The sequence below is a fragment of the Streptomyces sp. NPDC092370 genome (assembly GCF_044755265.1).
Classification (GTDB): Bacteria; Actinomycetota; Actinomycetes; order Streptomycetales; family Streptomycetaceae; genus Streptomyces.
In genome coordinates, this window is sequence record NZ_JBIVQO010000003.1 from 505,329 (window position 1) to 517,920 (window position 12,592).

The 12,592-nt window shown below is 71.8% G+C and carries 9 protein-coding genes; all 9 read left to right on the forward strand.

All coding sequences use genetic code 11. The features are described 5' to 3' along the window. Positions 1-358 precede the first annotated feature (358 nt). The 9 genes from mfd to ACIQHQ_RS13585 all read left to right on the forward strand — a co-directional run bounded on the left by mfd (position 359) and on the right by ACIQHQ_RS13585 (position 12,481). Complete coding sequence (gene mfd, locus ACIQHQ_RS13545; protein ID WP_402612087.1) at positions 359-3,892, forward strand: transcription-repair coupling factor; 3,534 nt, start codon at positions 359-361, stop codon at positions 3,890-3,892. Positions 3,893-4,140: 248 nt separating this feature from the next. Next, on the forward strand, positions 4,141-4,917 hold the full coding sequence (locus ACIQHQ_RS13550) for an HNH endonuclease family protein (protein ID WP_402612088.1): 777 nt from the start codon (positions 4,141-4,143) through the stop codon (positions 4,915-4,917). Positions 4,918-4,979: 62 nt separating this feature from the next. After that, positions 4,980-5,723, forward strand: a complete 744-nt coding sequence (locus ACIQHQ_RS13555; RefSeq protein WP_402612089.1) for an N-acetyltransferase — start codon at positions 4,980-4,982, stop codon at positions 5,721-5,723. Positions 5,724-5,906: 183 nt separating this feature from the next. After that, on the forward strand, positions 5,907-6,548 hold the full coding sequence (locus tag ACIQHQ_RS13560) for a hypothetical protein (protein WP_402612091.1): 642 nt from the start codon (positions 5,907-5,909) through the stop codon (positions 6,546-6,548). A gap of 38 nt (positions 6,549-6,586) precedes the next feature. Then, positions 6,587-8,083, forward strand: a complete 1,497-nt coding sequence (locus ACIQHQ_RS13565; RefSeq protein ID WP_402612181.1) for a protein kinase — start codon at positions 6,587-6,589, stop codon at positions 8,081-8,083. A gap of 194 nt (positions 8,084-8,277) precedes the next feature. Continuing rightward, on the forward strand, positions 8,278-8,925 hold the full coding sequence (locus ACIQHQ_RS13570) for a SurA N-terminal domain-containing protein (protein ID WP_402612092.1): 648 nt from the start codon (positions 8,278-8,280) through the stop codon (positions 8,923-8,925). Positions 8,926-9,011: 86 nt separating this feature from the next. Then, positions 9,012-10,031 (forward strand): nucleoside triphosphate pyrophosphohydrolase, encoded by a 1,020-nt coding sequence (locus tag ACIQHQ_RS13575; RefSeq protein WP_402612093.1) that lies wholly within the window; start codon positions 9,012-9,014, stop codon positions 10,029-10,031. A gap of 58 nt (positions 10,032-10,089) precedes the next feature. Continuing rightward, the gene (locus tag ACIQHQ_RS13580) at positions 10,090-11,388 is read left to right on the forward strand and encodes a cytochrome P450 (RefSeq protein WP_402612094.1); all 1,299 of its coding nucleotides are present in this window, start codon (positions 10,090-10,092) and stop codon (positions 11,386-11,388) included. Between the two features lie 121 nt (positions 11,389-11,509). Further along, the gene (locus tag ACIQHQ_RS13585; protein ID WP_402612095.1) at positions 11,510-12,481 is read left to right on the forward strand and encodes a transglycosylase family protein; all 972 of its coding nucleotides are present in this window, start codon (positions 11,510-11,512) and stop codon (positions 12,479-12,481) included. Positions 12,482-12,592: the final 111 nt, after the last annotated feature.

The following is a 12,592-nucleotide window of genomic DNA, read 5'->3' on the forward strand; positions in this document are numbered from 1 at the left end:
CGAGTTGCCCGGCCCGGTGCCACCCGGGCGGCTCTGCTGACGAGCCGCACGGCGAGGGGCCCCGGCGCCCCGCCGCTGTCCGGTCACACGGGAACCCCGCACCGGGCTCGCCCCATCCGCCTGGCCACGAGGCCGCACTCGGCGATGAGGCGCGGCTCCAGGCGCAGACCCCGGGGACAGACCCCGGGCGCAGACCCCGGGCGCCGCAGCCATCGCGCCACCGGAGCCGGCCCCTGGAGAACGGGCGTTATCCACAGGCCCACCGTGCGGGCGCGCGTCGTCGTACGCTGGAGACCCCCCGGCCCGCGGCGCGCGTCGGGCCCGTCGTGTTGCCCACCCCTGGACGGAAAAAGCCCCCATGAGCCTGCACGGTCTGCTCGACGCCGTAGTAAAGGATGCCGCCCTCGCAGAAGCGATCAGGGCGGCTGCCGACGGCAACCGCATGCACGTCGACCTGGTCGGCCCCCCGGCCGCGCGCCCCTTCGCGGTCGCCGCCCTGGCCCGCGACACCGGCCGCCCGGTGCTGGCGGTCACGGCCACGGGCCGCGAGGCGGAGGACCTGGCCGCGGCCCTGCGCTCCCTGCTCCCGCCGGAGGGAGTCGTGGAGTACCCGTCCTGGGAGACGCTCCCGCACGAGCGGCTCAGCCCCCGCAGCGACACCGTCGGCCGCCGCCTGGCCGTGCTGCGCCGCCTGGCCCACCCCCGCCCGGACGACCCCGAGACCGGCCCTGTCTCGGTCGTCGTGGCGCCCGTCCGGTCCGTGCTCCAGCCGCAGGTCAAGGGCCTCGGCGACCTGGAGCCGGTCGCCCTGAGGACCGGGCAGAGCGCCGACCTCGACGAGATCGTCGAAGCCCTCGCGGCAGCCGCCTACGCGCGCGTGGAACTCGTCGAGAAGCGCGGCGAGTTCGCCGTGCGCGGCGGCATCCTCGACGTCTTCCCGCCCACCGAGGAACACCCCCTGCGCGTCGAGTTCTGGGGCGACGACGTCGAGGAGATCCGCTACTTCAAGGTCGCCGACCAGCGCTCCCTCGAAGTCGCCGAGCACGGCCTGTGGGCGCCGCCGTGCCGCGAGCTGCTGCTCACCGACGACGTACGCAACCGTGCGCGGGTCCTGGCCGAACAGCACCCCGAGCTGGGTGAACTCCTCGGCAAGATCGCCGAGGGCATCGCCGTCGAGGGCATGGAGTCCCTCGCTCCGGTCCTGGTGGACGACATGGAGCTGCTGCTCGACGTGCTGCCCAAGGGCGCCATGGCCGTGGTGTGCGACCCGGAGCGGGTGCGCACACGCGCGTCGGACCTGGTGGCCACCTCGCAGGAGTTCCTCCAGGCCTCCTGGGCGGCCACCGCGGGCGGCGGCGAGGCGCCCATCGACGTCGGCGCGGCCTCCCTGTGGTCCATCGCGGACGTCCGGGACCGGGCCCGCGAGCTGGACATGATGTGGTGGTCGGTGTCGCCGTTCGCCGCGGACGAAGAGCTGGACGCGGACACCCTGAAGCTCGGCATGCACGCCCCGGAGACCTACCGCGGGGACACCGCCAAGGCCCTCGCCGACACCAAGGGCTGGCTCGCCGACGGCTGGCGCACGGTGTTCGTCACCGAGGGCCACGGCCCGGCCGCCCGTACCGTCGAGGTGCTGGGCGGCGAGGGCATCGCGGCCCGTCTCGACTCCGGCCTCGGCGAGATCTCCCCGTCCGTCGTGCACGTGGCGTGCGGCTCGATCGAGCACGGCTTCGTCGACTCGGCCCTCAGACTCGCCGTCCTGACCGAGACGGACCTGTCGGGGCAGAAGGCGTCCGGCCGTGAGGGCGCCCGGATGCCGGCCCGCCGCCGCAAGACCATCGACCCGCTCACCCTGGAGGCGGGCGACTACATCGTCCACGAGCAGCACGGCGTGGGCCGCTACATCGAGATGGTGCAGCGCACCGTGCAGGGCGCGACCCGCGAGTATCTGGTCGTCGAGTACGCCCCCGCCAAGCGCGGCCAGCCCGGCGACCGCCTCTACATCCCCACCGACCAGCTGGAGCAGATCACCAAGTACGTCGGCGGCGAGGCCCCCACCCTGCACCGCCTCGGCGGCGCCGACTGGACGAAGACGAAGGCCCGCGCGAAGAAGGCCGTCAAGGAGATCGCGGCCGACCTGATCAAGCTGTACAGCGCGCGTATGGCCGCCCCCGGGCACGCCTTCGGCGCGGACACCCCCTGGCAGCGCGAACTGGAGGACGCCTTCCCCTACGCGGAGACGCCCGACCAGCTCACCACCATCGCCGAGGTCAAGGAGGACATGGAGAAGACGGTCCCCATGGATCGCCTGATCTGCGGCGACGTCGGCTACGGAAAGACCGAGATCGCGGTCCGCGCCGCCTTCAAGGCCGTCCAGGACGGCAAGCAGGTGGCCGTCCTGGTGCCCACGACCCTGCTGGTGCAGCAGCACTTCGGCACGTTCAGCGAGCGGTACGCGCAGTTCCCGGTGAGCGTGAAGGCCCTGTCCCGCTTCCAGACCGACACCGAGGCCAAGGCGACCCTCGAAGGCCTGCGCGAGGGCTCGGTCGACATCGTGATCGGCACGCACCGCCTCTTCTCGTCCGAGACGAAGTTCAAGGACCTGGGCCTGGTCATCGTCGACGAGGAGCAGCGCTTCGGCGTCGAGCACAAGGAGCAGCTGAAGAAGCTCCGCGCGAACGTCGACGTGCTGACGATGTCCGCGACCCCGATCCCCAGGACGCTGGAAATGGCGGTCACCGGCATCCGCGAGATGTCCACGATCACCACCCCGCCGGAGGAGCGCCATCCGGTGCTCACCTTCGTCGGTCCCTACGAGGAGAAGCAGATCGGCGCCGCCATCCGCCGCGAACTGCTGCGCGAGGGCCAGGTCTTCTACATCCACAACCGCGTCGAGTCGATCGACCGGGCCGCCGCCCGGCTGCGCGAGATCGTCCCCGAGGCGCGGATCGCCACCGCCCACGGGCAGATGTCGGAGGGGGCGCTGGAGCAGGTCGTCGTCGACTTCTGGGAGAAGAAGTTCGACGTGCTGGTCTCCACGACGATCGTGGAGTCCGGCATCGACATCTCCAACGCCAACACCCTGATCGTGGAGCGCGGCGACAACTTCGGCCTGTCCCAGCTGCACCAGCTGCGCGGCCGGGTAGGGCGTGGCCGCGAGCGCGGCTACGCCTACTTCCTCTACCCGCCGGAGAAGCCGCTGACCGAGACCGCGCACGAGCGGCTCGCGACCATCGCCCAGCACACGGAGATGGGCGCCGGCATGTACGTCGCCATGAAGGACCTGGAGATCCGCGGCGCGGGCAACCTCCTCGGCGGTGAGCAGTCGGGCCACATCGCGGGCGTCGGGTTCGACCTGTACGTGCGCATGGTCGGAGAGGCCGTCGCCGACTACCGGCGCCAGCTGGAGACCGGCGAGATCGAGGAGGAGCCGCCGCTCGAGGTGAAGATCGAGCTGCCCGTCGACGCACACGTCCCGCACGACTACGCGCCGGGCGAGCGCCTCCGCCTCCAGGCCTACCGCGCCATCGCCTCCGCCAACTCGGAGGAGGACATCAAGGCGGTCCGCGAGGAACTCGTCGACCGCTACGGCAAGCTGCCCGAGCCGGTGGAGAACCTGCTGCTCGTCGCGGGCCTGCGCATGTTCGCGCGGGCGTGCGGCGTCGGCGAGATCGTGCTGCAGGGCAACAACATCCGGTTCGCGCCGGTGGAGTTGCGCGAGTCGCAGGAACTGCGGCTCAAGCGGCTGTACCCCGGGGTCGTCATCAAGCCGGCGGCGCACCAGGTGCTGGTTCCGCGCCCGAAGACAGCGAAGGTGGGCGGCAAGCCGCTGGTCGGGCGGGAACTGCTGGCATGGGTCGGGGAGTTCCTCACCTCGGTCCTGGGGTCCTGACACCACTTGGCCCGCTGTTCCGCGGTGTCGGAGCCTTGCTTGCCCTCGTTCCGCGCCCGGCTCTGGAACTCGTCGGAGACGCCCATGCGAGAAGCTCCCTCCGGAGACGACCCGGAACCGGCGATACGCACGAGATGCGAAGGCTGCGCAGTGAGGCCCTGTGCGGTCTGAACCTCTTCGTCGCTACCGTGGGACCAGGCACGGGCCGCCCGTGCCGGAGCGGAACAGGCAAACAGAGGAGGGGCGCGGTGACGCGTCTGAGGGGCGGGGCCGCACTGGCTGTCGCGATGGTGTTCACCGGTTCGGCGCTGGCCGGCTGCGAGGGCCTGGCCCCGCCCGCCGACGGCGACGGGCCCTCCGGCTCCGGCGTCCCGGCCGCCGGCGACGGGCGGGCCGTGAACCCGCTGGACAACCCGGACGGCACCAAACCCGGGCTGGCGGCCATCAGTTCCGACGCGGACAAGCAGAGGGCGCGTGCCCTCATCGAGAAGGTGGTGACGAAGGGACGCGGCCCCAGGACGGGTTACGAACGGGACAAGTTCGGCTACGCCTGGATGGACTCGGCGCCACGCGACGTCCCCTTCTCCCGCAATGGCTGCGACTCGCGGAACGACCTGCTGAAACGAGACGGGCAGGACCTGCGCTTCCGGGCAGGATCCGACTGCGTGGTCACCTCGCTGACGCTGCACGACCCGTACACCGGGAAGGTCATCGAGTGGACCAAGTCCCGTGCGATCAAGGTCCAGATAGACCACGTCATGCCGCTGTCGTACGACTGGCAGATGGGCGCTTCGCGCTGGACGAAGGACAAGCGGGAGTCCATCGCCAACGACCCGCTCAACCTCCTCCCGGTGGACGGACCGACCAACGGCTCGAAGGGGGACTCCGGCCCGGCGTCCTGGCTGCCGCCGAACAAACGGATCCGCTGCGCCTATGCGGTGCGCTTCGCCCAGGTGTCGCTGAAGTACGAACTCCCCGTGACGGACGCCGACAAGGAGATGATGCTGAAGCAGTGCGGCGGGTGAGGCACCTGCCCCTCGACGGTAATTCGCTTCCGGGTCTTCGCAACCGCGCCTACCGTGATCACATGCAGCCGAAGACAGCGAGCCTCGCCGACCGTCCGGACATGCTGGAGCGGGTCCTCGGGATGGCGGACAGCTGGCCGGAGTTCGTGATCCAGGACCTCGTGGGCGCCGCCCACTTCCCCCGGATCGCCACCGAACTGCCGGAGTACGTCCTGTTCGCCGAGGACGAGCAGGGCGAGATCGTGGCGAACGCCTACAGCGTGCCGTTCGCCCTCGGCGCCGAGCACCGCGGCGGGCTGCCCGCCAACGGCTGGGACGCGGTGCTCGTATGGGCCTTCTCCGATCTGCGGCGCGGAGTGCGGCCCGACACCGTCAGCGCCATCTCGGTCTCCGTCGCCCCGCACGCCCAGGGCCGCGGGTTGTCCGGGGTGATGCTCTCGGCCATGCGTGACAACGCCCGGGCTCGTGGCTTCCGTGAGGTCGTCGCCCCGGTCCGCCCCAACGCCAAGCACCTCGAACCGCACACGCCGATGGAGGAGTACGCCCGCCGCGTCCGCCCCGACGGGCTGCCCGAGGACCCGTGGCTGCGTGTGCACGCCCGGGCCGGTGCCGTCATCGACTCGGTGGCACCGGCGTCCATGACGGTGGCCGCCCCGCTCGCGGACTGGCGCCGCTGGACGGGCCTGCCCTTCGACACGGACGGCGAGACGGAGGTGCCGGGAGGCCTCGTTCCGGTGCGCTGCGAAGTGGAGCGCGGATACGCCGTCTACGTCGAGCCCAACGTGTGGATGCGGCACCCCCTGTAGGGCGCGGCGGACGGCTGGGCCGTGACCGGCTCGGAAAACGGCCGTACGCGAAGTGATCAGCATGACAACGGTTCGGTACAACCCGTGACCGGTTGTCCGTGTCGGGCTATACGCTCGGATTCCCCAACAGGGTCTGTCACTCGCACGTCCGTCCCCATCGGCCCCACCGGTCCAGGAGCAGTCATGTACGGCCACGGCGCGGCGCCGCCTCCCCGCAGCGCGGCAACGGTCATCTCCCTGCGCGTGCTGTTCGCCGCAGCCGGTCTCCTCACGTGCGGCCTGCTGGCCTGCGTACCGCTGTTCAGGGTGGCCGTCCTGCGCGGACGGGCCCTCGACTGGACGGTGGCGTGGGTGAGCCTGCCGCTTTCCATCGCGGGCTTCGCCGTGATCGGCTCACTGCCGAAGGACGACTACCGGACCGACATCGCGCTGGCGGTGATCCTCCTCATCGGAGTGGCCGCGGCCGTCTACTTCCTGGTCGTGGACATCGCCCACCACGGCGAGCGGCGGCAGGCCACCGGTTACGCCTCGCCCCACGCACCCACCGTCGTGAACACCCCCTACGGCTATCCGAACCCGGCGCCGCCCTACGCCCCGAACTCCACGCCCGTCCCGCAGCACCCGGTGCCTCACACGCCCGTGCCTCGCACACCCGCACCCCACGACGCCACACCGGCGGTCCCCGGCCCGATCCAGCCGCCGCCGTCCCCCCAGCACCCCGGCCCCGCCCGCATCGACCAGGTCCGCGCCGAACTCGACGAGCTCAGCGACTACCTGCGCCGGCACGAAGGCGGCAGCGACGACGGGCACGAGGGCGGCAGGTGACCGCGGCGGCAGGACGTGTCGTCGCCGGCCGTTACGAGCTGTCCACCGTCCTCGGGCAGGGCGGGATGGGGCAGGTCTGGACGGCGTACGACCAGCGGCTCGACCGGCGCGTGGCGGTGAAGCTGCTGCGCCCCGACAAGGTGGCCGGGCAGGACGCGGAGGAACTGCGCCGGCGTTTCGTGCGGGAGTGCCGGGTGACCGCGCAGGTCGACCACCCCGGCCTGGTCACCGTGCACGACGCGGGCAGTGAGGGCGAGGAGCTGTTCCTCGTCATGCAGTACATCGACGGTGCCGACCTCGCCGGCCACCTGGCCGAGCACGATCCGTACCCCTGGCAATGGGCGGTCGCGGTCGCGGCGCAGTTGTGCGCGGTGCTGAGCGCCGTGCACGCCGTGCCGATCGTCCACCGCGACCTCAAGCCGCGCAACGTGATGGTGAGACAGGACGGCACGGTCACCGTCCTCGACCTCGGCGTCGCCTCCGTCATGGACGCGGACACCACCCGCCTCACCCACACGGGCACCCCCATCGGCTCGCCCGCCTACATGGCCCCGGAGCAGGCGATGGGCGGCGCGGTCGGCCCGTACACCGACCTGTACGCGCTCGGCGTGGTCCTGCACGAACTGCTCAGCGGCGACGTGCCCTTCTCCGGCTCCACGGCACTCGGCGTCCTGCACCGGCACCTGTACGAGCCCCCGCTGCCCGTGCGCCGCGTCCGCCCCGAGGTCCCCGAGGCCCTGGAGGCCCTCGTCCTGCGCCTCCTCGCCAAGGACCCGCAGCACCGGCCCGCCTCCGCGCAGGAGGTCTACGAGCACCTGGAGCTGCTCCTGCCCGCACGCGGGACGCCCACCGGAGCGGCCCTCGATCCCACCCGGCCGTTCCTGCGCCCGCACGCCCCCTGGCCGGATCGTGCGCGCACCCCCGCGCCCCGGCCCACGCCCGCCACCCCCGTCACCGACACCGCGGGGAAGACGGACATCGCCCGCGCCGTCGACGAGGTCAAACGGCTCCTCGGCGAGGGCCGCGTCACCCAGGCCGTCGACATCCTCGGCGCGATCCTGCCCGCGGCGGCCGAGCAGCACGGCGCGCACTCCCCGGTCGTGCGCACCCTGCGCAAGCAGTACGCGGCGACGCTCCTGGACGACGGCCAGTACCGGCGCGCCCTGCCCGAACTGCGCCGGCTCGCCGACGAACGCGCCGCCGAGGCCGGCCAGGCCGACCCGCAGGCCCTGCGCTTCCGCTACGAGGCCGCCCAGTGCCTCGAACAGCTGGGCGAGCCGGCGGCGGCGCTCGCCGAGTACCGGGCGGTGCTGCCGTACTACGAGAACCAGTACGTCGCCGCGGGCGGCCCCGAGCTCGCGCACGACGTCCGCCGTCGCATCGGTCATCTCCTGCTGTCCCTGGGTGACCGCGGTGCCGCTCACGACACCCTGGCCAGACTGCTGCACGACGTGGAGCGCACCCACGGCCCCGGGCACCCCCTGGGTGCGGAGATCCGCAGGACACTGCAGTGGCTGGGGCAGGTCCGCGGCTGACGATCGCCCCGGGGGTTGGCGCGGCGGTGCCGGAAGTCCCGGTGAATCGTTGGTCGAATGGGTTGGCCAGAGCTTGGCCACTGCCTACCATCGATCATCGCAAGACCTTGTGCGCCCGCCCGTCGCCCGACCACCACCCCTGGTGGAGGCGCCGTGCGCCGCACCTGTCGTTGCAATCTCCACGGGAGGTCTCCTTGCACCGCCGCCGTCGCACCGCGCTCGTCCTCACCGCAGCGATCGCCGCCGCGGCACCCCTTCTCACCGCCTGCGGGAACGACGCGCATCCCGGGGCGGCGGCCGTGGTGGGCGGCCAGCGCATCACCGTCTCCCAGCTGGACGAGCGGGTCGGTGAGGTACGCGCGGCCCAGCGGGCGGCCGTGCAGAACGAGGCCCAGTACCAGCAGGCCATCGCCAGAACCGGCACCCTCACCCGTGACACCTTGCAGACCATGGTCCTGGACCGGGTGCTGCACCGCGCCGCCGAGGACGCCGCAGTGAGCGTCTCCCGCAAGGAGATCCAGCAGATGCGGTCCGGCCTGGAACAGCAGGCCGGCGGCGCCGAGGCGCTGGAGACGACCTGGCTCCGGCAGTACGGCATCCCGCCGCAGCGCCTCGAAGAGAACCTCCGCCTCCAGCTGGAGGCCCAGAAGCTCGCCCAGAAGCTCGGCACGACCACCGACCGTCCCGAGTTCTGGAAGGCCCTCTCCGAGGCCTCCAAGGACCTGAACATCGACCTCAACCCCCGCTACGGCACGTGGGACGTCCAAAAGAGCAGCCGCGCCGACGCCAAGACGCCGTGGGTCCGGGACGTCACGACGGCCCAGACCCAGCAGGGCATGTAGGAGCAGGGGCGGCATGCGGGGCACCCGCTCCCGGGGCCCTGTGGATGGCTTGGAGGGCTGACGGCGACGTGGGATAGCTTCGAACCGTGAACGCCAACAGCCCCGCAGCCACCCCGGGCCCCGAGCGGACCGCTCCCGACGCGGCCGCCGCCCCGGGCCGCATCATCCTGCTCACCACCAGCCACCGCGTCGCCCCCGGCCTGCTGTCCTGGCCCGCCTGGCAGGCACTGCACGCGGCGGACCGGGTGCTGTGCGCGGACGGCGCCCACCCGCAGCTGCCGTATCTGCGCGAGGCGGGGGTCCCGGTCGACGAGGCGTCCCCCACCGCCCAGGAGCTGGTCGGCGCCTGCTCCGGGGGCCGCACGGTGGTCGTGGTGGCGACGGGCGAGGGTGAACCGGTCCTGACGGACGGGCTGGCCCGCCTCGCCGGTACCGGCCGTATCGCCATGCCCGAGCTGGAGCTGCTGCCCGCTTCCTACGACCTCCCGGGCGCCCGGCTCCTCGACCTCGTCCAGGTCATGGACCGCATCCGCGTCGAGTGCCCCTGGTCCTCGCGGCAGACCCACGAGGGCCTGGCGAAGTACGGCATCGAGGAGGCGTACGAACTCGTCGAGGCGATCGAGGAGGGCGATCGCGACGAACTGCGCGAGGAGCTCGGTGACGTCCTCCTCCAGGTCGTCTTCCACGCCCGCATCGCCGAGGAGGGCCGCCCGGAGGACGGGGAGGAGCCCTTCTCCATCGACGACGTGGCCGGCGGCATCGTCGCCAAGCTGATCCACCGCCATCCGCACGTCTTCGGCGACGCGACGGCCACCACCCCCGAGGAGGTCAAGGAGCACTGGCTGCGCACCAAGGCGGTCGAGAAGCAGCGCGCCTCGGTCACGGAGGGCATTCCCCTCGGCCAGCCCGGTCTGGCCCTCGCCGCCAAACTGGCCTCCCGCGCCCGCACAGCGAACCTGGACATACCGCTCCCGCCCGTCGAGGGCATCGGCTACGAGCTCCTCGCCCTGGCCGTCCGCGCCGAGTCCGAGGGCGTGGACCCGGAGGCGGCCCTGAGGGCGGCGGCCCGCGCCTACCGCGACGCGATCAGGCAGGCCGAGGGCTGAACGGGAGGGAGCAGGGGAGCGGGACGGGAAGCGGCGGGAAGCCGGATACGGTCGACGCGTGACCGACCAGCCCCAGCCCCGCACCCCCACGACCGCGCCCGAGCTCTTCACCTGGGAGTTCGCGAGCAACCCCTACCCCGCCTACGCCTGGCTCCGCGAGCACAGTCCCGTCCACAAGACGCGGCTTCCCAGCGGCGTGGAGGCCTGGCTGGTCACGCGGTACGCCGACGCCAAGCAGACCCTCGCCGACCACCGGCTCTCCAAGAACCCGGCGCATCACGACGAACCGGCGCACGCCAAGGGCAAGACCGGAATCCCCGGGGAGCGCAAGGCCGAGCTGATGACGCATCTGCTGAACATCGACCCGCCGGACCACACCCGGCTGCGGCGACTGGTGTCCAAGGCGTTCACGCCCCGCCGGGTCGCCGAGTTCGCGCCACGGGTGCAGGAGCTCACGGACACCCTCATCGACGGGTTCGCGCGGAAGGGGTCCGCCGACCTGATCCACGAGTTCGCCTTCCCGCTGCCCATCTACGCCATCTGCGACCTGCTCGGCGTCCCGCGTGAGGACCAGGACGACTTCCGAGACTGGGCGGGCATGATGATCCGTCACCAGGGCGGTCCCAGGGGTGGCGTGGCGCGGTCGGTGAAGAAGATGCGCGGCTACCTCGCCGACCTCATCCACCGCAAGCGGGAGGCGCTGCCCGCCGAGCCCGCCCCCGGCGAGGACCTCATCTCCGGTCTCATCCGCGCCTCCGACCACGGTGAGCACCTCACCGAGAACGAGGCGGCGGCCATGGCCTTCATCCTGCTGTTCGCCGGTTTCGAGACAACCGTGAACCTGATCGGCAACGGCACCTACGCCCTGCTCACCCACCCCGAGCAGCGCGCCCGGCTCCAGGCGTCCCTCGCCGCCGGGGAGAGCGGGCTCCTGGAGACCGGCGTCGAGGAACTCCTGCGCTACGACGGCCCCGTCGAGCTCGCCACCTGGCGGTTCGCCACGCAGCCCCTCACCCTCGGCGGGCAGCACATCGACGCGGGCGACCCGGTCCTGGTCGTCCTGGCCGCCGCGGACCGGGACCCGGAGCGGTTCGCCGACCCGGACGTGCTGGACCTGTCCCGCCGCGACAACCAGCACCTCGGTTACGGCCACGGCATCCACTACTGCCTGGGCGCCCCGCTCGCCCGCCTGGAGGGCCAGACCGCCCTCGCCACCCTCCTCACCCGCCTCCCGGACCTCCGCCTCGCGGCGGACCCGGCCGAGCTGCGGTGGCGCGGCGGCCTCATCATGCGCGGGCTGCGCACCCTGCCGGTGGAGTTCGCAGCGGTTGAACATGACGAAACATCAGAGCTGTGATCTTCACGTGATCTACGCGGCATTAACTTGTGACAAGTGATCTCCTGCCGATACGTTCACCCATCAACGCGGCCGGGATGCCGGACGCGTCGGTCACCGCTGTCGTGTGAAAGGTCTCCGTATGCTCTCCGGGAACGGTCGGCACCGTCGCCCCCGCCAGGCTCCGGCGCTCCTCGTGGCGGCCGGAGTGACCGGCTCCGCCATCGCGATCCCACTCCTCGGGGCCTCCGGTGCCAGCGCGGCCGACGGCACGACCTGGGATCGGGTCGCGGACTGCGAGACCGGCGGCGCGTGGAGCCAGAACGACGGCAACGGCTACTACGGCGGCCTGCAGTTGTCCCAGGAGGACTGGGAGAACTACGGCGGCCTCGACTACGCCGCGAGCGCCGACCTGGCCAGTCGCTCCCAGCAGATATCCGTGGCCGAGAGAATCCTCGCCGACCAGGGGGTCGGCGCGTGGCGTACCTGCGGCCTGCTCTCCGGCCTCCCGCAGGACAAGGGGGCGGAAGCGTCCGACTCGTCCGCATCATCCGGCGAGGTGGACTCGTCCGGTTTGCTCGGCGGCTCCGAGCCGTCCCCTTCTTCGGAGCCTTCCTCAAGCCCTTCGTCGTCGCCTGACGGGCGGTCGACCCAGGAGGATGAAACCCCTAAGTCGGACAAGTCATCTGATTCCGCACCTCAGGAGCGGGGGCGGGAGCAGGATCAGAAGTCCGGCAGTTCCCCCTCCGCCGCCCCCGGGGGTGACGAGTCCGGCAACTCACGCCAGGGCGGCGACTCTTCGGCCCTGACGGACACCGGCTCCGGCCGCCACCGAGGCCCCAGTGCCGAGGAGGACTCCGCGTCCGCGAACGGCAGCGAGGGCTCGTCCTCGGGCCGCCACGCCTCGCGCGGCGACGACGCCTCCCGGGGCTCGTCCGAGGGCTCCTACATCGTCGGCGTGGGCGACAGCCTCTGGTCCATCGCCGACTCCCTTGACGTCGACGGCGGATGGAACTCCCTCTACGACGGGAACGAGCAGACCGTCGGTGGCGACCCGAACCTCATCCTCCCCGGTCAGACGCTCACGACAGGGGTCGAAGCGGACGAGAGGTAGCCGTTCGGGCAGTGCGGAAACGAGGGCCGAAGTCGTCCCGAAAGCGGGTGAGTTCACGTCACGTTTCGCACCGAATGTCCCGTATAAGGCCCGTGAGAGATAGATCTCAGA